The following is a 23,798-nucleotide window of genomic DNA, read 5'->3' as shown; positions in this document are numbered from 1 at the left end:
TTCTGCGGCGGCACTCGTTCCGTGGCGGATCAGGTCCCGCAGAAGGTCCTGTAGGTGCCGAAGTCCGCCGGGGCGCCTTCCATATAGCGTTCCAGTCCGGCCCGCTCGGTGAAAGGATCGGTGACGGCTTGAAGCAGGCGGTGCAATGGGGCCATGTCCCCTTCCGTGCCGGCGGCGAGGGCTTCCTCCACCAGGTGGTTCCGGGGAATGTACGCCGGGTTGACGCTCTCCATCAGCCCTGCGTCGGGTTGCAGTGCCAGCCACCGCTCCGACCAGGCGTCGAAGCCGGACAAATCCATCACCATCCCGCGCACGGGGCGCAGATCGCCGCGGGCCGCCCTGCCGAGGTTCCGGAAGAACAGGGTGTAGTCCACCGGGCCGTCTTTGAGGATGGCCACCACATCGTCAATAACACCGGACGCGGCGTCGTCGCTGACGTTTTCAGCGGCAAGGCCCAGTTTGGTCTTCATGCCGCCGGTCCACGCACTGCTGTACTGTCCGCGGAATCCACCGAGCACCTCTACCGCCGCAGCAACAGCCTTACCTTCGTCTTCGTCGATGAGCGGGAGCATTGCCTCGGCAAGGCGAGCGAGGTTCCATTCCGCAAGGACGGGCTGGTTGGCGTAGGCGTAGCGGCCACTGACATCAATGGAACTGTAGACGGCGGCGGGATTGAAGGCGTCCAGGAATGCACACGGGCCGTAGTCGATGGTTTCCCCTGAGATGGTCATGTTGTCCGTATTCATGACCCCGTGCACGAATCCCGCCAGCATCCATCGGGCCACCAGCCCGGCCTGGGCGGAAACAACGGACGCGAACAGTCCCAGGTAGGGGCTTGGGGCGTCGGCAGCGTGCGGATAGTGCCTGCTGATGGCGTGGTCTGCCAGCCGCTTCAGGAGGTCCACGTTTTCCGTGGCCCGGGCGTACTGGAAACTCCCAACCCTCAGGTGGCTGTGGGCCACCCGTGCCAGGACAGCACCGGGCAGCATGCCCTCACGCCGGACCTGCCGCCCCGTTGCCACGACGGCGAGGGAGCGGGTGGTGGGAATACCCAGGGCGTGCATGGCCTCACTGACAATGTACTCGCGCAGCATGGGCCCGACGACGGCCCGGCCGTCCCCGGCGCGGGCGAAGGGGGTGCGTCCCGAGCCTTTGAGGTGGACGTCCAGCACGCGGCCGCTGCGGTCCCTGATTTCCCCCAGCAGGAGTGCGCGTCCGTCGCCGAGCAATGGCGAGTATCCGCCGAACTGGTGACCGGCGTAGGCCTGCGCCACCGGGGTGGCGCCGGCGGGAACGTGGTTGCCCACAAGGAGGCGGACCCCTTCGGGACTGCGGAGGTATTGCGGGTCAAAGCCAAGGTCTGCTGCGAGCTGTTCATTCAGGACCAGGAGTTCGGGGCCTGGCACTTCCTCGGCCTGCCAGGGAACAGCGAGTTCCGCCAGTTCCCGGGCGAAACGGCCGTCGAAAATGACCGTGGATTCAGCTGCTGCCTTCATGGGTTAACCCTATCGCCGCGGTGGCGCCTGGTGCCCGGCACTGTGCGTTCACGCACTGCCGGCGTCTGCTGCCCCGTCATGCAACCCTTTGGCATAGGCGGCCTGGCCTGCGTGCTGTAGGCAGTCCCCCAGGATACTGACCAAGCGCACCCCAAGGGTTACCGGCGGATCCCAGCGCCTGTCCACCACACGGTCCAGGTCCGGGTCTTCCAGGCCTTCGAGGACCTTTGCGGTCTGTCGGTGGACTGCTTCGCAGTACTCCAGCAGGAGTTCAGCGGATGCCCTGACAGCATCCACCTGGCGGCTGGAGTGGCCGTAGCCCGTGTCGCTGTCCGCCAACGGGAGGCCAAATCGCGACACGAAGCCTTCCGACGTCCAGACCTGTTCCAACTCATAGGCGGACGAGACCTGCGCATCCTCCACCCTGCCCAGGTGCCACACCAGCCAGGCAATGGAGTTGCCGTGACCGGACGGGCGGTGCTGGAGCCGTTCCTCGTCCAGCCCGTCGAGCACCCGCCGGACCAGGCCCGGGAGGCGGCCAAAGGACTCGATCAGCAGTTCTCTGGAATGCATGGACCTGATGCCTTTCTCGTTGACCGCTGCAGGAAACAATAAGCTTACTGAGTAACGTATCGCCTGTGAACAGCCGCCCCGTCAACACTGGCCCTTGTTTCGGCTTTCAAGGGGGCGTGGGGTACAAGGTAACTAAGGTGCACCATTTCGTGGTCCGGATGGTGACGGCAAGCAAGGAGAACCGCATGGAACGCAGCAATTTATCCGCGGACGGACACGGGGCAGAACCGTCCCGGGCCCAGTCCCTCGCTGCAAGGATGTCAGCGCTCTGGGCAGACGGTCTGGGCCGGGCAAGCATCCGCGCGGTCCAGACGCTCTCACTGCTGGCGCTCGCCTGGGTCGCCGTGGTGGCCGCCACCCGGGTTCCGCTGGTGACCATCCCGGTCCTGGTGGCCTTGATCCTGGCCTCGGCAATGGCTCCTGCCGTCCGGTGGCTCGCCGCCCGCGGGCTCCCGCGGGCGCTCGCAGTGCTGTCGTCCTTCCTGGTGATCATCGCCGTTGCGGCAGGAGTGGTGGGCGGCATCATTGCCCTGGTCCGCCAGCAGGCCTCGGTGCTGGCAGCCCGGGCCGAGGCAGGGATCGGCCAGCTGCAACAATTCATCACCACCGGACCCATCGCGCTGACCGGCGCCCAGATCGACGCGGCCCGCAGCGAATTCCAGAAGTTCCTCGCCGGCGGGACCCTGGGAGCAGATGCGCTGACCGGGCTCAGGACTGCCGGCGAGATTGCCGCCGGCACGGTCCTGACGGCAGTCATCCTCTTCTTCTTCCTCAAGGACGGCGAGAAGATCAGGACGTTCATGATCGGGTTCCTCCCCGGCAACCATCAAGGAAAGGCGCAGCTGGCGGCCGAACGCAGCCTCCTGGTGCTCGGCGGCTACGTCCGGGGCACCCTCATCATCGCCGCGATCGACGCGATCCTGGTCCTGGTGGGACTGCTGATCCTTCGAGTCCCGCTGGCCGTCCCGCTGGCCGCCGTGGTCTTCCTGGGCGGATTCATTCCGATCATCGGGGCAACCACCGCCGGCAGCCTCGCCGTGCTGGTTGCCCTGGTGGAAAACGGGCCGGTTCCCGCGCTCATTGTGCTGATCATCCTGGTGGCCGCCAACCAGTTCGAACACCACATCCTCCAACCTGTCTTCATGGGCCGGGTACTGCGGATCCACGGGCTGGTGATCATCCTGGCACTGACGGCCGGGGCCACCTTGGCCGGAGTGGTCGGGGCCCTGCTGGCTGTCCCGCTGGCCGCCGTCGGATGGACCGTCTACAGGACGCTGGCCGGACGCGAAACAACGGCCGGGGAACCTCCAGCACCATCCGGGCCCGCGGCCTGACGGCCCTCCGGCTCCCCCGCTTCGGTGACTTTCGGCCCTAGAGTGTCGGTGGGGCGGGGGCCAGTCTTGAAGGGCAGGAAGACCCTTTCACGACAAGCAGGAAGTACGGCCATGCCATCCCAGAAACCCATCGCCGTGGGCACCAACGATTCAGCACAAAGCCAGGCCGCTGTCTTGTGGGCAGCCCGCCGCGCCCAGCGCGCCAACCTGCCCCTGGTGATCCTCCACGTGGTCGATGACCGGTGGATCGCCGAACCGTACCCCTGGTTCGGGACGCTCCAGCAGGCCGGCGAGGAACTCCTCAAGACCGCCGCCGGACGTCTCGAAGGGTCCGTGCCGGTCACCCCCGCCACGGAAATGCTCACCGGAAGCGTGGGCGGGTCCTTGGCCAAATATTCCAAGAAGACCTCCATGATGGTCATCGGCTCCGGCAGCGGGCACCTCGGAGGTACCCTGGCCGACCGGGCACTCCAGGTTGCCACCGCCGCCAAAGTCCCGGTCGCCGTCATCGGAACCCAGGACCTCGAAGGCAGGACCGGCGTCGTGGTGGGCGTGGATGGATCCGCGGAATCGACCCAGGCCGTCGCATTCGCCGCGGCCGAAGCAGACCGCAACGGTGACGAACTCACGGTCGTCTACGCCGTCAATGTCCCGGACCCGGTCGTCGATACAGGACTGACACCCGGCGCCCTCGCCGACCTGATCGTCGATGAGGAACGCATTGTCCTCTCCGAAACGGTCGCCGGGCTCAAGGAAGACTACCCGGACCTGACGGTGCACCAGCGCCTCGTATCTGACAGGGGCCCGGTGGACGCCCTGGTCGACGCCGCCGCAGGGGCCCGCCTCCTGGTGGTGGGGAGCCGGGGACGGGGCGCCTTCAAGCGCCTGCTCCTTGGTTCCACCGCCCACGGCGTGCTGAAACACCTTCCATGCCCCACCATCATTACCCGGACCAAGGCCATAAAGGACACCATCTAGCCGCAGAGCCCGCAGGTCTTCCCACCTGTCCATGACCACCCGGAAGGTCCGGCGCCATGAAAAAACCCGCCGCAATCATCATGCTGATCCTCGGGATCCTGCTGGCACTCCCGGGCCTTGCGGCACTGGCGGGCGGCGCCGTGGCTTCCGCGGTGGGCTCGATCCAGGGCGACGGTTACCTCACCTCCGGAACGTCACGGTTTTCCGTGAACTCATTCGCCTTGACCTCCCCCCGCGCCGACACCATGGGCCAGGAAGTGCCCGGCCGGCTTCCCTTTGACATTGGTACCCTCCGGCTGCGGGCAGAATCGGTGACGCCTGGCAAGGCGGTCTTCATCGGCATCGCACCGCAGGCCGACGTCGAAAAATACCTTGCCGGCGTGCACCATTCCGAACTCCTCAACGTCTACCAGCGGCCGTTCCGGGCCGATTACCGTGACGTTCCCGGGAACAGTCCTGCCGCCCCGCCGGCGGACCAAGGCATCTGGAGCGCCTCGGTGTCGGGCTCCGGCCAGCAGGAGCTCACCTGGAACCTGGCCCCGGGGGCCTGGGAGATCGTGGTGATGAACGCTGACGCCGCGCCCGGCGTGGACGTCCAGCTGCAGGCGGGGTTCCACTCAGACCTCTTCCGTCCGGCAGCCACAGCCCTGCTGGTGGCCGGGATTGTCGCCTTGCTGATCGGGATACCGCTAATTGTTTTCGGGGCGGCAGCGCTAGGGCGGCATGCAGGACCAGCCCAGCCTGGAGTCCCGGGACCATCCGGGGCATCCCCTGCACCACAGCCCTTCGCTCCGGTCCCGGTTCCTCCCGCGGGCTACCCGGCCAGGCTGGTCGGCGAACTGGATCCGGGCCTCTCCCGCTGGTTGTGGCTGGTCAAGTGGTTCCTGGCCATTCCACACCTCGTCCTGCTGTTCTTCCTCTGGTTCGCGCTTGTGATCACCACGATCGTGGCAGGATTCGCCATCCTGTTCACCGGCCGCTACCCGCGGGCACTGTTCGATTTCAACGTCGGCGTGATGCGCTGGAACTGGCGGGTGGCCTTCTACGCCTACGCCGCCGTCGGCACCGACCTCTACCCGCCTTTCACGCTGAGGCGCACCAACTATCCTGCCGACTTCGACGTCGACTACCCGGAGCGGCTGTCCCGCGGCCTGGTCCTGGTGAAATGGTGGCTCCTGGCCATCCCCCATCTCCTCATCGTGGCCGCATTCGAGGGAACCACGGGCACCGTGTGGAGGTGGGAGACGGGGGACAACGTCTTCGGCAGCACCTACGAACGCGGGTCGGGCCTGTCCCTCCTGGGCCTGCTGGTGCTGGTTGCGGCGGTCATCCTGTTGTTCACCGGCCGCTACCAGCGCCCCTTGTTCGACCTCATCCTCGGCGTGGACCGCTGGATCTACCGGGTCCTGGTGTACACCGCACTGATGCGTGACGAGTACCCACCCTTCCGGCTGGACCAAGGCGCAGGCGAGCCCGGGTTGGCCCCGGCCGCTCCCGCCGCAGGCCTTCCACCCGCCGGGGCCGGCCCGCCGCCGGCGGTTGGGCCCCAAGCTGCAGGGCCGGCGCAGTGACCTTCGCCCCTACCTCGCGGCGGCCGGGAAAGACGATGATGGGCGTGACCAGCCAAGTCCGATGAGGGAGCAGACATGAGCGTTGCCGGGGCACCAATAACCAGCATTGTGGTGGGCGTCGATGGATCGGAGGCATCCGTTGAGGCCCTCCGCCAGGCACAGCGGATGGCAGTGCCGTTGGGTGCCAAGGTCCAGGCAGTAGCCTGCTGGGACTACCCCCAGGTGTATACCGGCTACGTGATGATGGGGGTGGAGGGCTTCGAGGAAGGCGCCAAAGCAGTCCTGGACGACGCCGTGACGCAGGCGTTCGGCGCCGACACGCCGTCGAACGTCACCGCGACCCTGGTCCGGAGCCATCCGCGGGAGGCCCTGATCGACGCCACCCGCGAGGCCGACATGATCGTGGTGGGGCGCCGCGGGCACGGCGGGTTCGGCGGCCTGCTGCTGGGCTCGGTGAGCTCCGCCGTCGTCGCCCATGCCCACTGCCCGGTTTTGGTGGTGCACACCCCGGAGACCGGCGGCGCCGATTCCAAGGCCTCCTGACAGGGGCGGCGCCAAAGTCGATCAGCGTCCGGGGCGGGTGACGGCAAGTGCCGGCAAATGGCGTACGACGACGGACGCTCGCCCTGGCGATCGCCGGCGCCTTGGTGGTCCTCGCCGTAGCCTTGGTCATGTTTGGCCCGGCACCGGCGGGCGGCCCGCCGGTGCCGGCCCCTTCGGGGTCCTCAGCCGCACCGCCCTCCCCCCAGCCCACCCGGTCCCCGTCCGCCAGCACGGATGCTGCGCCCGCCACGACGCCGGCTGAAACGGACACGCCCGAAGCGGGCGAAACCCCGGTGGAACCTCCGGCCACAGTCGCGCCGGCCGAGCCGGGGCCCTCCGATGCACCGGAAGAACCGGCGGTACCGCCCACTCCCCAGCCGCCGGCATTTCCCGAACCCCTCCTCGGCCAGGACCTCACAGTCGTTCCCGGGGCAGGCCGCACCGTCGCACTGACCTTCGATGCCGGAGCAAACGCGGCAGGACTGCCAAAGATCCTGTCCACCCTCGCCGCCAAGGGCGTTGCCGGCACCTTCTTCCTGACCGGCAGCTGGGCCGCCAACAACCCGCAGGGGGTGGCACAGATTGCCGCCGCCGGGCACCGGGTGGCAAACCATTCCATGACGCATCCCGGGTTCACCGGACTGGCCGACGACGCCATCATCAACGAAGTGCGAAGCGCTGAACAGGCCATCCTGGCAGCAGGAGCCGATCCCAGGCCGCTGTTCCGGTTCCCCTACGGCGAACGCGACGCGCGGACCATCGCGGCCGTCAACGCCCTGGGATACGTTGCCGTTCGATGGACCGTGGACACCCTGGGGTGGAAGGGAACCAGTGGCGGCGCCAGCGTCCAGTCGGTGGCCGACCGCGTCCACGCCGGGCTGCAGCCCGGGGAGATCGTCCTGATGCACATCGGATCGAACCCCGACGACGGCACCACGCTCGACGCGGACGCCCTCCCCCAGGTCATCGACCGCATCAGGGCGGCAGGGTACGGTTTCGTCACCCTCGATGCCCTGCTGGGGCGCTGGCCTCCGGCCGGAACGGGACTAATGGCTCTGCCTGCGGTCACCGCGCAATCCAATACTGGAAGGGAAGGCAGCCGGTTGGCGGCGGCCTTCAGTGAATCGGAGGTCGGGGGAAGTGTGCGGCTGGAACGACGGCATGGGCCTGTGGGGCTATGCACTGATGAGCATCAGCATGGTGGTGGTTTGGGGAGCGGTCATCACCGGCATTGTCCTGCTGGCCCGCTCCCTGCGGGCCCCCTCCCCGCACAACCCGCAGCCTCCGTCTCCGCGGCTGGCGGAGGACCTGCTCGCGGAGCGTTTCGCCCGCGGGGAGATCGACGTTGCGGAGTACCAGAACAGGCTGGCCGTCCTGCACGGCCACCCGGGCACCTGAGCCAATGTCTCCGGCAGGAAACGGACACCGGGAGCCCATGATGCCTCTTTCTGAATTCGAAAAAAGGGAACTCGAACTGATCGGCCACGGGCTGGAACAGGACGACCCCAGGCTCGCCGTCAAACTCAACCACGACGCCTTCGCCCTGTCCCGCCGGACCAGCTTCCGGCGCGCCTTGGTGCTTTTTGCGGCCGGGCTCTGCATCCTCCTGCTAGGTCTCGTGGCCCACGCCCCCGCCATTGGCATTGCCGGCTTCGCGGTGATGAACGGCGCCGGATACTGGGCCATCAAGGATCTGCACTGGTCGCTGCGGAAGGCAACCCCGCATGTCACCCGGGTGGAAGGCACCACCAGCGAATAGCAGGTCTCGACGGCGGTGTCCCGGGTGGCGTGAGCCAGGCGCGCCAGTGTTTCAGGCGTCAGTGTTTCAGGGCAGTGCCGTTGCGTCGGTCCGGGAAACTTCCCCCGCGCGCCCGCTTTCCGCGGCGTGGACCACCAGCACCGGACAGTGGGCGTGGCTGACCAGGGTTGAACTGACCGAGCCAAGGACAAAGCTGCCGTGGCCCCGCCGTCCCACGATCAGGAGGGACGCGGTGCGGCTCGCGTCCAGGAGCACGGGCCCGGGCTTCCCGCGGACTATCCGGGTGTGCACGAAGGGCGGCGCTTCTCCGAATGCGTCCTGGATCGCCTGGCCAAGCACCTGCTCGGCGGCATACTTGAAACCCTCGATGCCTACGGCCAGGTAAACCCCGTAGCCGGCAGGGACATCCCAACACGCCCATGCCTCAACCGGCGCGCCCAGGGGTTCAGCCACCGCCCGCGCCACGCGCAACGCCGCGACGGACGCGTCGGAACCATCAACTGCCACGATGATCCTGGGGCGCCGTTCTGGTGCCGCGGACGGCTCCTGGTTCCCTGCTGTTGCCACATTCCCTCCCGTTGCCATCGGACCAAGCGTGGACCGGAACCGGCTGCCGGGACTAGGGCCAAAAGTCATGGCGGATTGGAGCAGCGCCACGGTCCGCACGGCGTACCCGGTGGCGGCCGGACCGGCCCGGCGGACTTTGGTCCCTTCCGGCCACGCCCGTTGCAGGTAAGAATGGGGTGTGGCCGCTCCGGGGAGCTGCCACACAGGTGTGGTTTGGTCCTGTAAGCGTTTGGGAGCGTGGGGTGCACATGCATGAAACTGCCGGCAGTGAAGCCATCGGGTCCGCCGGGCCGCTCCGCGTGTTCATTCTTGATGATCATGAACTTGTCCGGCAAGGCCTGAAGGACCTCCTTGAGGGCGAGGGTTTCGTGGTGGTTGGCGAAAGCGGTTCGGCGGCCGAGGCCACGCGCCGTATCCCGGCCCTGCACCCCGATATCGCCGTCCTTGACGGGCGCCTTCCCGACGGCACCGGAATAGAGGTGTGCAGGGATGTCAGGTCCCTTGATCCGCGCCTGCGCTGCCTGATCCTCACCAGTTACGACGACGAGCAGGCCCTTCGCGGTGCCGTCCTCGCCGGCGCGTCCGGGTACATCCTGAAGCAAATCAGGAGCGATGACCTCCTTGCCGGCATCCGGAGGGCCGCAGCCGGAGAGTCCCTGTTCGAACCGGGCGTTGAGCAACGGATCATCGCGGGCCTTTCCACAGCCCCCACGGACCCCCGCCTGGACGGCCTGAGCACCCAGGAGAAGAAAGTGCTCGCCCTGATCGGCCAGGGCCTGACCAACAGGCAGATTGGCGATGAACTGTTCCTGGCGGAAAAGACGGTCAAGAACTACGTCTCGTCCATCCTGGCCAAGCTCGGTTTTGAACGGCGGACGCAGGCCGCCGTCTACGTCACCCGGAACAGTGCGGAAGGCGCCTGACCGGGTACGCGGAACAGGGGTGCCGCGATTCCGGGCACCGTGCACTCAGGACAGACGGGCGGACCACGTCACTGACGTGCCCTCACCGGGGACGCTGTTGACGTCGCAGCGGCCGCCAAGAAGCCCGGCGCGGTAGCGCATGTTGGCCAGACCGCTTTCCTTGGCGGGTTCACTGAATCCGTGACCGTTGTCAGTGATGCACAGCTGAACGTCATCGCCGGCAACGGTGAGGCTGACCTGGATCTCCTCGGCACCGGAATGCCGCAACGCGTTGCTGAGCGCTTCCGAGAGCACGGGCAGCAGTTGGGCAGCCACATCTTCGCTGACCGAATCCACCGGACCGTCGAGTGACACCTTCGGAATCAGGCCATAGCTGCGTGAGCTTTCCCGGACAACCCGGAGAATCCGGCCGGTGAGGGGCTCCCGTTCCACGTCTGCGGTGCGAAGCGAGTAGATGGTATCCCGCAGCTTGCGGATGGTGTCATCCAGTTCCTTGGTGACCGCGGCGATTCGCTCATGGGCCACGGGGTCCATGGTGAAGCGCCGCAGGCTTTGGATGCTCAACCCGGCGGCAAACAACCGCTGGATGACAAGGTCGTGCAGGTCGCGGGCAATCCGTTCCCGATCCGTCAGGAGCAGGTCCTGCTCGCGCAGGGCACTCACGCGCGCCAGGTCCAGGGCCAGGCCGATCCTGCTCCCAAAGATGGAACCCGATTCGGCGTCGGCCTGGGTAAATGCGGCAGCTCCGTGGGCGCGGGCCAGCACAAGCACCCCGTTGTCGCTGTTGCCGTGCCCCAGTTGGCATACCAGGACGGGCCCCAGTTTTTCCGTCATCCCGTGCGCAAAGACCTGCCGCGGGTCCGCAGCCACGAAGGATTCACCGCTTGCGACGACGGCGGACACTGCACTGGAGACCACCAGTTCCTGCCCCGCCTGGAGCCCCGGCACGCCAAGGCACGACCGGCACCGTAGGACGCCGTCGCCGGCCAGGACCCCGATCACGGCCACCGCGGCTCCGGATACCTTGAGGGCGGTCCCGGCCACGATATCCAGGCTTTCAGCATCCCCTGCGTGGGGCGCCATGATCAGACGGCTGCTCAGTTCCATGCCCGCCTCCAGCCATTTCTGCCGGCGGCTGCTGTCTTCAAAGAGGCGGGCGTTCTGGATCGCGACCCCGGCTGCGGCCGCCAAGGCCACCGCGAGGTCTTCGTCCTCCTGCGTGAAATCAACCCCGCCCTGTTTTTCGGTGAGGTACAGGTTTCCGAATACCTCGTCCCGGACGCGGACCGGCACGCCCAGGAATGTCCTCATCGGCGGATGGTTGGGTGGAAAACCCGACGCTATGGGATGCTGGCCGAGGTCATGGAGCCGCAGCGGCTTCGGTTCGCGGATCAGCAACCCGAGGACACCGTGCCCGGTGGGCAGGTCACCGATGGAACGGATGCCCGCTTCATCAATTCCCACCGTGATGAAGTGGCTGAGCCGGCGGTCTTCGCCGATGACGCCAAGCGCCCCGTACCCGGCACCGACCAGGGCGCAGGCCGACCTCACCAGCCGGTCCAGGACGGCTTCAAGGCTCAGGTCCTCGGCGACGGCAATGACTGCCGCCAACAGTCCGTTGATCCGCTCACGGGTATCCAGCAGTTCGTCACCCCGGGCCGTGAAATCCCGCAGCAGGTCCTCCATCTGGTCCCGCATTGGAGAGCGCCACGGCTGCTCAGTGCTCACGTCCCACCTCCGGCGGCAAAAGCCCGCATTGCCGCAGGCCCGTAGCGCGAATCAAGTGTTCGAAGACATCCTCTGGGAGTAGTCTAGGGGTCCGCGTCAACGGCAGGCATCCCCTGCCGGCGGCGGGAATCCGGCCCACTGTCGCCAGCTCGCCTGCACCGGCGGGACCTTTTCCCCTACCGGCCGAATAATCGCGGCCCTAGGCTACGGCCATGAATACAGCAGGGGCAGATTCGGAGATCAAGGAACTCGGTGTCCACGATTGTTGGAAACTCCTTCATTCCACGTCCGTTTGCAGGATCGCGTTCATGGACGGCGACTCAGTTGAAAACTTTCCCATGAACTTTGTCACCACCAACGGAACCCTGCTGATGCGCACGGGTAAGGCAACAAAACTCTCCTCCTTCGACGGCAAGGCTGTGGCGGTGGAGGCGGACGGGATGAACCAGTACGGAACCATCGCCTGGAGCGTCATCCTCAAGGGCCACGCCACCGTGGTTTCCGATGCCGAAGAGACCCAGGACGCCGTGGATGCCGGACTCTCACCGTGGCAACCGGGCCAGAAGAACACCCTGGTACGGGTTACGCCGCACGACATCAGCGGCCGGAGGTTCGTCATCGCGGCGCCTTCGCACTGGTGGCCGCCCCGGGAGCCTGCAACGGACTGAAGATCGCGGCGGCAGGAACACGCTGCTCACCGCGCCCCCTCCACCCCCACAACACCCCAAAGGATGGCCCCCATGGCACCTGCCAAGCCAATCGCCGTCGGCATCACCAACACACCGGCGTCCGACGCCGCCCTGATGTGGGCCGCTGCACGGGCCAACAGGCTCAAGGCTCCCCTCGCCGTCGCCAACGTGGTGGATGACCGGTGGATGGCCTCCGAAGTGCTGCCCTACTTTGAGGTGTTGCGCGAATCAGGCCTGGGCCTCCTCAAAGAGGCCGGCGAGAAGGTCAGGGCCGCCTGCCCGGGGCTAAACGTTTCGCTGCAACTCCTGGAAGGAGGCGTGGGCTCGGCACTGGGCGCGTACTCCAAAGAGGTCGCCATGCTTGTCCTTGGCACCAGCGGCCACTCGCGTGGCGCACTGACAGACCGTGCCCTCCAGGCAGCCGCCACGGCGGAATGCCCGGTTGCGGTCCTCGGCGAAGGGCAGGACGCCGGCCGTGGCATATTCGTTGGGGTGGACGGATCCGAGGAGTCAACGCAGGCGGTGGCCTATGCCGCTGCCGAGGCTGATGTGCTCGGCGAAGAGCTGACGGTCCTCTACGCGTTCACCGGCCCCAACCGTTGGATCGCGGCAGGGTTGCCCTCAAGCAGCTTTGCCACCCATGTGCTCGAAGAGGAGCGGATTGTCCTGGCGGAAACCGAGGCCGGCCTGCGGCAGGACTACCCCGACCTCGCCGTCCACACGGTGATGGAAACCGTCGTCGAGCCCGCGGATGCCTTGGTGCGGGCGGCTTCCGGGGCGCGCCTGCTGGTGTTGGGCAGCCGGGGCAAGGGCGGCTTCGAGCGGTTGCTCCTGGGCTCCACGGCGCACGCGGTGCTGGCACAGCCCCCGTGCCCCACCATCATCACGCGGATGCACAAACCGCAGCACGGCGATTGAGCGCGCCCGCTTGGTGGAGCCTGCCATGCCGGCCGCCGGGGAAGCCGGGGCCTCCGCGCCCGACGTAGAGGGCCGCCGTGCCCGTGAAGGGCTGACTACCGGTGAAGTCCTGGAGCGGACCGCAGCCGGCCGGATCAACAGCGTGCCCACGGCCACCAGCCGAACATTCAGGGCGATCGTCCAGGCCAACGTATTGACGCTTTTCAACGCCGTTGTAGGTGGCTGTTTCATCCTGCTGTTCGTCTTGGGCCAGTGGCGTGACGCCCTGTTTGGGTTGTCGGCCATCAGCAACTCGTTGATCGGGATTGTCCAGGAGTACCGGGCCAAGCGCTCACTCGACCAGCTTGCCATTACGCAAGCGGCGACGAACACGGTGATCAGGAACGGAGCACGGGAGCGGATTCCGTCGGCGGGGCTGGTCCCCGACGACATCGTGGTGCTGGCCGGCGGCGACCAGGTCACGGCTGACCTGCTGCTGCTGGGCGGAGCCTCACTGGAGGTGGACGAATCCTTGCTGACCGGCGAATCCGAGCCGGTTCCCAAGGTTGACGGCGCGGTCCTGCTCTCCGGGTCGCTGATCCTGGCGGGCAGTGGCCGGGCCACCGTGCTTCGGGTTGGGCCGGATACGTTCGCCTACCGCCTCGCGGCGGAGGCACGCCGGTTCTCGCTGGTCACGTCGGAGATCCGCAGGGGCCTGGGGAAAGTCTTCGTCGTCATCACATGGTTGCTGCTGCCCACTGCGTTACTGCTGGTCAACGCCCAGATGCAGGATCGGGGCGGGTGGACGGGTGCCTTCGGCTCAGGGCGGTGGATCCCCGCTGTGGTGGGGGCAGTGGCGGGGATCATGGCGATGATCCCCCTCGGGCTGCTGCTGATGACCAGCGTGGCATTCGCCGTTGGCGGCCTCCGGCTGGCACGCAAAAAGGTCCTGATCCAGGAACTGGCGGCCGTGGAAGTGCTGGCGAGGGTGGATGTCCTGTGCCTCGACAAGACGGGCACGCTGTCCTCGGGCTCCATGGTGTTCGACGCCGTCCATGCGCAGGGGGGCTTCCACGCGGCGCGCTGGCAGCCGGTGCTGGAGTGGTTTGGGGCCCAGGCGGCGGGCGGAAGCACCGCCGCGGCGATCGGCGCGGCTTTTCCCACGGCAGCCCCGTTTCCGGAACTGGCCGCCGTCCCGTTCTCGTCCGCCCGAAAATGGAGTTCGGTCACTTTGGGGCCGGAGTCCGGGGCAGCCGGAACGTGGATCCTCGGCGCGCCGGACGCCGTCCTCGGAGATTCCCCGGGTTGCGGGCAGGCGCACCGGGAGGCCGCCGCACTGGCCTCCACGGGCCTTCGGACGCTGGCACTGGCCCACCTGCCGGAGATTCTGCCGCCGGACGCCGCAGATACGGGACTCCCCTCGACGCTGGAGCCGGTGCTGCTGATAACGTTCCGCGAAAGAATCCGCGCGGATGCGGCCGCAACACTGGACTATTTCCGCCGGCAGGGCGTGACCGTCAAAATTATTTCCGGTGACGATCCCAGGACGGTGGCGGCCCTGGCACGCGGAGTTGGCTTTGGCAACGGGGTCGGGTACGACGCACGCCATCTTCCTGACGATCCGGCCCTGCTGGAAGAGGCGGTGGAGGCGCACAGCCTTTTCGGCAGCGTCACGCCCTCCCAGAAACGGGACCTGGTCAGGGCCCTGAAGCGGCGCGGGCACACGGTGGCCATGACCGGAGATGGCGTAAACGACGTCCTGGCACTGAAAGAGGCGGACCTCGGCATCGCCATGGACTCGGCCTCACCGGCCACCAAGGCGGTGGCCCGGCTGGTACTCCTGGACGGCCGCTTCGAAAGGCTGCCGGCGGTCGTGGACGAGGGCCGCCGGGCCATCAGCAATATCGAGCGGGTTTCCCTGGTATTCCTCAGCAAGACCGTCTATGCCACGGTCATCTCCGTGGTGTGCGGCATCCTGTTGCTGGCCTTTCCGTTCCTGCCACGGCAGTTGTCCGCACTCGACGGCCTGACCATCGGCCTGCCGGCCTTCTTCCTCGCACTGCAGCCGGGCGGCGAACGCTACGCCCCCGGGTTCCTCCGGCGTTCCCTGTCCTTCGCCGTGCCGGCGGGCTTCTGCACAGCCTTGTGCGTGTTGGCCGTCAGCGCGTTCGCCCAATGGTTCGGCGGGCACACCCGGGAGAACGCGCAGTCCGCAGCCACCGTCACCCTGGGACTGCTGGCCGCGTGGATCCTGGTCATGGCGTCCCGGCCGCTCAACGGCACCAAGGTCCTGATACTGGCCGGCATGTACGCGGGCCTGGTCCTCCTGTTCAGCGTCCCGCTGACGCGGCATTTCTTTCGGGTGGATTGGCCTCCGCCGGGCCTGCTTGCCATCGCTGTTGGGGTCGGCCTGGCAGGGTGCGCGGCCATCGAGGGGGTGGGCCGGTTAACCCGGCACAGGCGTGCCCGTGCGGGGTGAACCGGGGCTGGGACCTTGGACTCTGGCTCCTGTCCTGCCAACAGAGGATGGTGGAAATGCCGGGCCATCCGATGGTCCGGCTTCCACTTGAGCAGGAGGCAGTAATGACTGACCTGATGAAATGGTTCGATTCCCGGCGCTCGCCCTTGGACGCCATCGAACGGCTTTTTGAGGGTGACATCGGTACTTCCGCCATCCGGGTTGAGGAGATGGTGGACGGAAATACCCTCGTAGTGCGGGCTGAGCTGCCCGGCATCGACCCTGAGAAGGATGTGGACGTCACCGTTGCCGACGGCGTGCTGTCCATCAGGGCGCAGCGGGAAGAAAAGAAGGAACACAAGGACAAGGGCAGTTACCGGACCGAGTTCCGGTACGGGTCCTTCGTCCGGCGTATTCCGCTCCCCGGCGGAGTCCAGCAGGCGGACGTCACCGCCGCCTACAAGGACGGTGTCCTTGAGGTCCGTGCCCCGATGCCTGACCAGGCGATGGAAGCCAGCGCGTCGAAGATCCCCATCACCAGGGGCTGAGCAGCGCCAGGAGGACGACGCCGGTGCCTGGCCCCCGCGGGGACCAGGCACTTTTGTGTCCCGTGGGCTTAGGACGACTTGCCGGACGCAGCTTCCGCTGCGGCGATGACCGGAACAGTTTTGACGTAGGTGTCCGGGTTTAATGAGACAGAGTCGATGCCCTGCCCGACCAGGAATTCGGCAAGGTCCGGATGGTTGCTGGGCCCCTGCCCGCAAATTCCAATCTTGATGCCGGCAGCATGGGCTTTGCGGATGGCCTCGGCAATGAGCGCCGTCACGGCGGGGTCGCGTTCATCGAACAGGCCGGCCAGCTCCTCAGAATCGCGGTCCACTCCAAGAACCAGCTGGGTGAGGTCGTTGGACCCGATGGAGAACCCGTCAAAGCGCTTCGCGAATTCTTCGGCCAGGACCACGTTGGACGGGATTTCGCACATCATGTAGAGCTGCAGGCCTTCAGCGCCGCGGACCAGGCCGTGCTCCGCCATCGCCTCGATGACCTGGTCCGCTTCGCCCACGGTGCGGCAGAAGGGGACCATGACGATGACGTTGCGGAATCCCGCCTGTTCCCGGACCCGCTTGAGCGCCCTGCACTCCAGGGCGAACCCTTCCCGGTAGTGGCTGCTGTAGTAGCGGGAGGCGCCGCGGAAGCCAATCATGGGGTTCTCCTCTGGACGCTCGAAGAACCTGCCGCCCACCAGGTGGCTGTATTCGTTGCTCTTGAAATCGCTGAGCCGGACGATCACCGGTTTCGGGTGGAAGGGAGCGGCGATCTTGGCGATACCCGTCGCCAGCACGTCCACGAAGTACTCCTGCGGATCGTCGTAGCCGCTGGTTAGCTGGCGGATGAGGTCTGCTTCCTGCGGATCAGTGACTTTTTCCGGATGGACCAGTGCCATGGGGTGGACGCGGATCAGGCTGTTGATGATGAACTCCATCCGGGCCAGTCCCACCCCGGCTGCGGGCAGCCGCCACCATTTGAACGCGGCGGCCGGGCTGGCGATGTTGATCATCACATCCGTTCGGGTGGCGGGAAGGCCCGCCATGTCCACATCCTCCACTGCGTACTCCAGCAGTCCTTCATAGACGCGCCCTTCTTCCCCTTCCGCGCAGGACAAGGTGACCGGGGCGCCGTCGGACACTATCTCCGTTGCATTGCGCGTCCCGACGACGGCCGGCACGCCAAGCTCACGGCTGACGATCGCGGCGTGGCTGGTGGTCCCGCCGTGGTCGGTGATGATGCCGGCGGCGCGCTTCATTACCGGCACCCAGTCGGGGTCGGTCATCCGGGTGACCAGCACGGAGCCGTCAACGAAAGACTCGATGTCCTTCGCGTCGCGGATCACGCACGCCGCACCCTTGGCGATGGCATCACCAATCGCCGCCCCGGTTGCCAGGACCGGGCCGGGGTGCAGGAGGTGGTAGGTCCGGAAGGTGGACGTGCTTCTGCGCGCCTGGACCGTTTCCGGCCGCGCCTGCACCATGAAAAGGTCACCGGTCAGGCCGTCCTTGGCCCACTCCATGTCCATCGGCCGCCCGTAATGCTGTTCGACGGCGGCGGCCCACCGGGCCAGGAGGACAATTTCCGGGTCGCCCAGCACCAGCGAGCGCCGTTCGCGTTCGCTGGTGTCAACGGTCCGGGTCCGTGCGTCACCGCCCTGGCTGTACACCATCTTGCGCTCCTTGGCGCCCACGTTCCGTTCGATCACCGGGCTGAACCGCGGATCGGCCAGCAGCGGCTTGAACACCTGGTACTTGTCCGGGTTGATGGTGCCCTGGACCACCGTCTCCCCCAGCCCCCAGGCGGCGCTGATCACCACAACGTCGGGAAAGCCGGACTCGGTGTCAATCGAGAACATCACCCCGGAGGCGCCGACGTCGGAGCGGACCATCCTCTGGACGCCCACGGACAGGGCAACGTCCAGGTGGTCATAGCCCTTCATTTCCCGGTAGCTGATGGCACGGTCGGTGAACAAGGAGGCGTAGCAGCGCCTGCAGGCCTCGAGGACGCCGCGCTCGCCCGCAACGTTCAGGAAGGTCTCCTGCTGGCCGGCGAAGCTGGCGTCGGGCAGGTCCTCTGCCGTGGCGCTGCTGCGGACGGCCACCGGCACCTGGGCCTGCCCCGTCCGGCGGCACAGGTCACGGTAATGTTCCTGGATGTCCGCGGCGATGGCGTCGGGGAAACTCGCCTGCAGGAACAGTTCCCGGATGGCTGCGCCCGCCTGGCGAAGGGTTTGCCCGTCCTGCGCGTTGGTCATCCATGTGCTTCCGGATCCGAGGTTCCAGGCCGTTGGCAGCCAGGAAGGTCCGGTAGGCGGCGGCAGTCGTGGCAAATGCCTCGGGAACCCGCACTCCCGACGATTGAAGGGACCGGCTCAGCTCCCCCAAGGAGGCGTTCTTGCCGCCAACCGACGGTATGTCCGCGATCCCGGTGTCTTCGATCCAGGTGACATTGACGTTGGCCAGGACGGCTCCTGCGGGGGCACTCATGGCTCGATTCTGGCCTCCGCCCGGCAGGGCAGGCAGAGTCTTTGGTCCCGGCGCCTGCCCCTCAGCGGGACAGGTACTCACCCCACGGAGGCCCCCTGGACAGGCCGCCGGCGGGTCCGGACAGCTTTGTGGACCCAGTCGGCTGCCAGGACCGCAGGGGCGGCGAGGAGCGCAAGGGCAAGGCCCATGGGTGTGGGCGGGGCCTGGCCCAGCACCGCTGCGATATACGGCAGGTACAGGCAGGCTGCCAGGATGGCCAGTTCAGCCAGCACGGCCCACACCAGCAGTCCGTTCGTCCCCCAGCCCAGCTTCCACGGCGGCACCGTGGCGCTCCGGCACGCGAAGGCGTTGGCGAGCTGCCCCAGCACCACTGCCATGAAGGCGGCACCGGAGGCAGCCGCCAGGAGGCCCGGAGCGGGCGGTTGCCCACGGGTCCATCCGCCGGCGGTGAGGACAGCTGCGAACACGGCCATTTCCGTGATGGCCTCCACCGGCCCCAGGATGCAGAAGACGCGGACGATCAGCCGCCGGTCCATGAGGTGCCGGCGTTCGGGAGGACGGGACAGGACGCGTCTGCCGGGCGCCTCCGCTCCGAGCGCCAGGGCAGGGAGCAGGTCGGTTCCAATGTCCAGGGCAAGGATCTGGAGCACCCCCAATGCCAGCGGAAACTGGCCGCCGGAAAGAGCCCAGATGACGAAGGGGGTCAGTTCCGCGACGTTGTCGGTCAGGTGGTACGTGAGGAAGCGGTGGATATTGGCGTACGTGGCACGGCCCTGCTCGATGGCTGCGACGATGGTGCCGAAGTGGTCATCAAGGAGCACCAGGTCCGACGCTTCCCGCGCCACGTCTGTCCCGCTGAGCCCCATGGCCACGCCGATATCGGCTTCGCGGAGGGCCGGGCCGTCGTTGACGCCGTCGCCGGTCATGGCCACCACGTGACCGCGGGCCTGCAGGGCCTTGGCCACGCGGAGCTTCTGTTCGGGCGATACCCTGCTGACTACTACCCCGTCCCGGTCCAGGAGGGCCCCCAGAACCTGGTCGTCCCCGGGCAGGTCCGAACCCTCAAGGACACATTCAGGCGATCCGGTCAGGCCGATCTGGCGGGCGATCGCTGCCGCGGTCCCCGGGTGGTCACCGGTAATCATGGCGATCTTCAGGCCGGCCCGGCGCGCTGTCCCGATCACGTCGCCCACATCGGGACGGGGCGGATCCTGGAGGCCGATCAGGCCGAGGAGTTCCAGTCCGGTTTCCAGGTCGGCTGGCGTGCTGGACTGCCACATTGCCGGCACTCCCCCGAGTCTCCGCCGCGCCACGGCGATGACACGCAAACCACGAGATGCCATCACCTCCACGTGGTCCTTGACGTACGGCGGCACGGAGCCGCAGGCCGGAAGCACCGTTTCGGGGGCGCCCTTGCAGAACAGGTCCGGTCCCACAATGGCGGATTCCCGGCGCCGCACCGGGTCAAAAGGCAGCCGGCGCGCAGGGGCGGCCCCGGGTCCGGTTCCCGTCAACCGGCGGGCCAGGACGTCCAGGGCGGCTTCCATCGGATCGCCCTGGGCGCGCCATTGCCCGCCGTGCAGCTCGGCCCGGCCCTGCGAGGCAGTCCGTGCTGCGAGCGCGGCGGCGGCCGCCTTGTCCACTCCGCGTCCCTGGACGTCCGCGTCGGGGCCATAGCCGTCGCCCGTCACGTGCACGGACCCGTCCGCGGTGAAGACCGTCGACGGCGTTCATCCGGTTCTGCGTAAGGGTGCCGGTTTTGTCGGTGCAAATGAATGTTGTGGACCCGAGGGTTTCGACTGCTTCGAGGTTGCGCACCAGTCCGTTGCGTGCTGCCATCCGTTGCGCGCCCATGGCAAGGGAGAGTGTCACGGTGGGCAGGAGCCCCTCCGGTACCAGCGCCACGGCAACGCCAATGGCGAACAGGAACGAATCGCGCCATTGGAAACCCACCAGCAGTGATGCCAGGAAGAAGACGGCCGCGATTCCCAGCGCCATCGCCGCGGTGACCCGGACGATCCGGCGCAGTTCCGTGGACAGGGGTGTCGGGGGCGAAACCGCTTTGTTGGTGAGGTCGGCGATTCCGGCAAGCCTGGTGTTGGCGCCGGTCGCGGTTATGGTGGCTTCCCCGTAGCCGTTGACCAGGAAGGTGCCGCCCCAAACCTGGTCTCCCCCAGCTTTGGGGACCGATTCGCTTTCGCCGGTCAACATCGACTCATCCACCGCGCATGCCGAGGCCATCAGGAGGACCATGTCGGCGGGGATCCGGTCTCCGGGAGCGAGCAGGACCACGTCGTCCACCACCAGTGCTCTGGCGTGGACCGTCCGTACTTTCCCGTCCCGCCGGACCGTGACATCGGCCGGCAGCAGGGCGCGCAGCTTGGCTGCGGCGTGCTGGGCACGTTCCTGCTGGATGTGGGCGAACACCCCGTTGACGATCACGACGACGACGATCGCCACCCCCAGTTGGGGCATGTCCGCGATGAAGGCCAGCCCGGCGGCGCACCAGAGCATGAGGGCGAAGAAGTGCGTCATCTCCCCCCAGAGCTTCCGCCACTGCGGGACAGGTTTTTCAGTGGGCAGCTGGTTGGGGCCGGCCTGTTTCAGGAGTTGCGCGGCCCTTGCAGACGTCAGGCCCTCCGCGGTCCTCACACAGCGTCCGCCTCCTGGCCCACCAGGAGCACCGGGCAGGCGGAATGCGCTGCGCATGCCTTGGTGACGGAACCCATGGACTGCTTGAGGAGGCCGCCCTCTCCATGCCTGCCCACCACCAGCATCTGCGCGCGCCGGCTTTCGTCCACCAGCACCTTCGCCGGAGGCCCAAATTTGACGTCCACATCGACGTTCTCCGGCCGCTCGCCCGGGAAGGCCCGGCCCAGGGCGTCCTCCACGAGGCGTTCGGCAGCGTCCTCAAGCCTCGCGGTGAACTGCCGGTCTGCCCCTTCGAGGCGCGAGGTCACCAGGTAGTCGGGCATCCCGACGCATGTGATGACCTCAAGCCGGGTTCCCAGGCGGGCGGCCAGCTTGCCGGCATACCGCAGGGCGGCGGAGGAAAATTCGGAACCGTCCACGCCCACGATGACGGGCTTTGCCACTGTTTCTGCGTTCATACCACCACGTTCGCCGCTGGTGCATTTCGTGGGAAGGGCCGAAAGTCATGCAGGCGGGCGGACTGCACCGCCGGCCAGCGAACGGCGCCTGGAGCCTGCCATCTGCGTCGGGTCGGCGCCGTGGAGGGCGCGCAGGCCGTTGAGGATGGTGGCCAGGTCCACCAGCTCCTGCAAGAGGGCACCGGCGACGGCGGGAATGTATCCGGTCATGGCGATGGCCATCAAGACGAGGCTGAGCCCTATACCCGTCCAGATGCTCACCAGGGCCACGGCCACCGTCCGTTTGCCGATGGCGACGGCCTGGGCCACCTTGGACAGGTCATCGAGCATGACCACCACGTCAGCCGATTCGCTGGCGGCCGTGGCGCCTTTGGCGCCCATGGCTATTCCTACCTCGGCAGCGGCCAGGACGGGCGCGTCGTTGACGCCGTCGCCCACCATGATGACCGGGCGTTCCCGGATGGCGGCCACGGTGTTGACTTTGTCCTCCGGCAGGCATTCCGCCTGCACGCGGCCGATTCCCGCTTCCTCGGCGATGTGCGCAGCGGTTGCCTGGGCGTCCCCGGTCAGCAGCATGGTGTTCCGCACTCCCATGGAGTTCAGCTGTGCCAGGGTATCCACGGCGTTGCGTCGCAACGGGTCCTGCATGACCAGCGCACCCGCGTACTCGCCGTCCACGGCCACGTGAATGGCCAGCTGGCCGCTGTGGACCGGTGTTTCACGGAATCCGGTGGACACGCTGCTGACCAGGCCTGCTTTGCCCACCACCACGCGCCGGCCGCCGCAGACAGCTTCCACGCCGTGGGTGGCGGTCTCTGCCGCCTGGTGTACCGGCAGGAGCACCAGGTTGGCCGACCGTGCCGCCTCGATCACCGAACCTGCCAGGACGTGCGAGGAGTACTGCTCAGCCGAGGCAGCCAGCTGCAGGATCCTTTGGCTGCCCAGGGCGGCGCCCTTGCCCGGCGCCACCCGTATTTCGTCAAGGACGGGACGCCCGGAGGTGAGGGTTCCGGTCTTGTCGAAGACCGCTGTCTGCGCCTTCGCGAGTTGCTCGAGCGTCCGGGTGTTCTTGATGATGATGCCCTTGTGCGCGGCCTGGCTGGTACCGGCCAGGAAGGCCACCGGCGCGGCGATCAGGAGCGGGCAGGGCGTGGCCACCACCAGGACCTGGGCAAAGCGGACCGCTTCACCTGACAGGAGCCACGCCGTGGCCGCCATGGCCAGGGCGAGGAGGGTGAACGGGACGGCGTACCGGTCAGCGAGCCGCACCACGGGGGCCCGGCTGTTGGATGCCTCCTCGACCAAAGCGATGATGCGGCTGTACTGGGAGTCGGCCGCGGTGGCCGATGCCCGCATGCGGATGGCAGCTACACCGTTCACCGAGCCGCTGAGCAGCACCTGCCCCCGGGAGTGCTCCACGGGAAGGCTCTCGCCCGTCAGCGAGGATTCGTCAAGGCTTGCCGTTTCGGACAGCAGCGTGCCGTCCACCGGCACCAGCTCGGAGGGGCGGACCATCAGTACGTCCCCCGGCACCACCTCGCCGATCGGGGTATCTGCGAGTACGGCGCCGGGTCCCTCGCGGTGCGCGAAGCGGGGTGCCCGGTCCAGCAACGACCGCAGTTCCCGGGCGGCACGCCCCTGGGCAAAGTTCTCGAGCGCCTCCCCGCCGGTCAGCATGAGGATGACCACCAGGGCGGCCACGTATTCGCCCACTGCCACGGTGCTGGCGATGGCCATCAAGGCCAGGAGGTCGATCCCCCAACGCCCCTCCCGCAGGGCACGGACCATCCCGCCGGAACGCAACACCACGATCACGGCGGCGTAGGCAGAGGCGAGGATGCGGACCTGCAGTTCCAGGCCGGATTGCAGCAGCACCAGCGTGGCCGCCAGTACCAGGCATGTCAGCGCGACGACGGGGTACCGCTTGGTGAAACGCCACGCCTTCTCCGCGGGTGACTTCGACGGCGCTTCTGCGTCAGCTCCGTCGAGGCGTCCGCCCGATGCCGTGGGCGGGGCGGCCTGCTTCCTCATTCAGGACACTTCAGCTGTGTGCCGGTGGTGATCACGCATAGAGCCGAAAGTACCGGGCGGCCGCCGCCTGGGCTAGGGCATTTGGACCCGGCACGGAACCCACCGC

Annotated in this window: 17 protein-coding genes and 2 pseudogenes; 11 read left to right on the top strand and 8 right to left on the bottom strand. The window is 67.3% G+C overall.

The genetic code is table 11. The annotated features are described in order from the left end of the window. Positions 1–29 precede the first annotated feature (29 nt). Together ACFVVC_RS00690 and ACFVVC_RS00685 are read right to left on the bottom strand one after the other, a co-directional pair. Entirely contained in the window at positions 30–1,496 is a 1,467-nt protein-coding gene (locus tag ACFVVC_RS00690) for a YdiU family protein (RefSeq protein WP_387447932.1), read from the bottom strand. A gap of 48 nt (positions 1,497–1,544) precedes the next feature. Continuing rightward, positions 1,545–2,069, bottom strand: a complete 525-nt coding sequence (locus ACFVVC_RS00685; protein ID WP_387447931.1) for a DUF664 domain-containing protein — start codon at positions 2,067–2,069, stop codon at positions 1,545–1,547. Between the two features lie 185 nt (positions 2,070–2,254). On the opposite strand from ACFVVC_RS00685, the gene ACFVVC_RS00680 reads away from it, so the two are divergent. The 6 genes from ACFVVC_RS00680 (at position 2,255) to ACFVVC_RS00655 (ending at position 8,254) form a co-directional block, all read left to right on the top strand. After that, entirely contained in the window at positions 2,255–3,403 is a 1,149-nt protein-coding gene (locus ACFVVC_RS00680) for an AI-2E family transporter (protein ID WP_387447929.1), read from the top strand. 111 nt (positions 3,404–3,514) lie between these two features. Beyond that, the gene (locus tag ACFVVC_RS00675; protein ID WP_387447927.1) at positions 3,515–4,381 is read left to right on the top strand and encodes a universal stress protein; all 867 of its coding nucleotides are present in this window, start codon (positions 3,515–3,517) and stop codon (positions 4,379–4,381) included. 56 nt (positions 4,382–4,437) lie between these two features. Then, positions 4,438–5,952, top strand: a complete 1,515-nt coding sequence (locus tag ACFVVC_RS00670; protein WP_387447925.1) for a DUF4389 domain-containing protein — start codon at positions 4,438–4,440, stop codon at positions 5,950–5,952. A gap of 75 nt (positions 5,953–6,027) precedes the next feature. After that, the gene (locus ACFVVC_RS00665) at positions 6,028–6,495 is read left to right on the top strand and encodes a universal stress protein (RefSeq protein WP_387447923.1); all 468 of its coding nucleotides are present in this window, start codon (positions 6,028–6,030) and stop codon (positions 6,493–6,495) included. 47 nt (positions 6,496–6,542) lie between these two features. Further along, positions 6,543–7,934 carry a polysaccharide deacetylase family protein gene (locus tag ACFVVC_RS00660; protein ID WP_387447921.1) on the top strand — a complete coding sequence of 464 codons (1,392 nt, stop codon included), beginning with the start codon at positions 6,543–6,545 and terminating at the stop codon, positions 7,932–7,934. Beyond that, positions 7,934–8,254 carry a DUF3040 domain-containing protein gene (locus ACFVVC_RS00655; protein WP_387447919.1) on the top strand — a complete coding sequence of 107 codons (321 nt, stop codon included), beginning with the start codon at positions 7,934–7,936 and terminating at the stop codon, positions 8,252–8,254. The genes ACFVVC_RS00660 and ACFVVC_RS00655 overlap by 1 nt, the downstream gene beginning before the upstream one ends. 66 nt (positions 8,255–8,320) lie before the next feature. Here ACFVVC_RS00655 and ACFVVC_RS00650 read toward each other — a convergent pair whose 3' ends face one another. Then, complete coding sequence (locus tag ACFVVC_RS00650; RefSeq protein WP_387447918.1) at positions 8,321–8,821, bottom strand: universal stress protein; 501 nt, start codon at positions 8,819–8,821, stop codon at positions 8,321–8,323. A gap of 248 nt (positions 8,822–9,069) precedes the next feature. Here ACFVVC_RS00650 and ACFVVC_RS00645 point away from each other — a divergent pair, with 248 nt between their 5' ends. Continuing rightward, positions 9,070–9,744: a response regulator gene (locus ACFVVC_RS00645; protein ID WP_387447916.1), complete on the top strand. Its 675-nt coding sequence runs from the start codon at positions 9,070–9,072 to the stop codon at positions 9,742–9,744. 45 nt (positions 9,745–9,789) lie between these two features. Here ACFVVC_RS00645 and ACFVVC_RS00640 read toward each other — a convergent pair whose 3' ends face one another. Beyond that, entirely contained in the window at positions 9,790–11,442 is a 1,653-nt protein-coding gene (locus ACFVVC_RS00640; protein ID WP_387448858.1) for a GAF domain-containing protein, read from the bottom strand. Positions 11,443–11,684: 242 nt separating this feature from the next. On the opposite strand from ACFVVC_RS00640, the gene ACFVVC_RS00635 reads away from it, so the two are divergent. From ACFVVC_RS00635 to ACFVVC_RS00620, 4 genes are all read left to right on the top strand, one after another. Next, complete coding sequence (locus ACFVVC_RS00635; RefSeq protein WP_387447914.1) at positions 11,685–12,140, top strand: pyridoxamine 5'-phosphate oxidase family protein; 456 nt, start codon at positions 11,685–11,687, stop codon at positions 12,138–12,140. 72 nt (positions 12,141–12,212) lie between these two features. Beyond that, a complete protein-coding gene (locus ACFVVC_RS00630; protein WP_387447912.1) occupies positions 12,213–13,079 on the top strand; it encodes a universal stress protein in 867 nt (288 codons plus the stop codon). Between the two features lie 25 nt (positions 13,080–13,104). Next, complete coding sequence (locus ACFVVC_RS00625) at positions 13,105–15,537, top strand: HAD-IC family P-type ATPase (protein ID WP_387447910.1); 2,433 nt, start codon at positions 13,105–13,107, stop codon at positions 15,535–15,537. A gap of 104 nt (positions 15,538–15,641) precedes the next feature. Continuing rightward, positions 15,642–16,064 (top strand): Hsp20/alpha crystallin family protein, encoded by a 423-nt coding sequence (locus tag ACFVVC_RS00620; RefSeq protein WP_387447908.1) that lies wholly within the window; start codon positions 15,642–15,644, stop codon positions 16,062–16,064. A gap of 68 nt (positions 16,065–16,132) precedes the next feature. On the opposite strand, the pseudogene ppsA reads toward ACFVVC_RS00620, so the two are convergent. The 4 genes and pseudogenes from ppsA to ACFVVC_RS00600 form a co-directional block, all read right to left on the bottom strand. Continuing rightward, a pseudogene (ppsA, locus tag ACFVVC_RS00615) lies at positions 16,133–18,551 on the bottom strand (phosphoenolpyruvate synthase). Between the two features lie 77 nt (positions 18,552–18,628). After that, positions 18,629–21,203, bottom strand: a pseudogene (locus ACFVVC_RS00610) (cation-translocating P-type ATPase). Continuing rightward, positions 21,200–21,661, bottom strand: a complete 462-nt coding sequence (locus tag ACFVVC_RS00605) for a universal stress protein (protein WP_387447906.1) — start codon at positions 21,659–21,661, stop codon at positions 21,200–21,202. The pseudogene ACFVVC_RS00610 and the gene ACFVVC_RS00605 overlap by 4 nt, the downstream one beginning before the upstream one ends. 45 nt (positions 21,662–21,706) lie before the next feature. Beyond that, on the bottom strand, positions 21,707–23,692 hold the full coding sequence (locus tag ACFVVC_RS00600; protein WP_387447904.1) for a heavy metal translocating P-type ATPase: 1,986 nt from the start codon (positions 23,690–23,692) through the stop codon (positions 21,707–21,709). Positions 23,693–23,798 lie beyond the last annotated feature (106 nt).

It is taken from the genome of Pseudarthrobacter sp. NPDC058196, assembly GCF_042882685.1.
Classification (GTDB): domain Bacteria; phylum Actinomycetota; class Actinomycetes; order Actinomycetales; family Micrococcaceae; genus Arthrobacter.
This window is presented reverse-complemented; position numbering and strand designations above follow the sequence as displayed.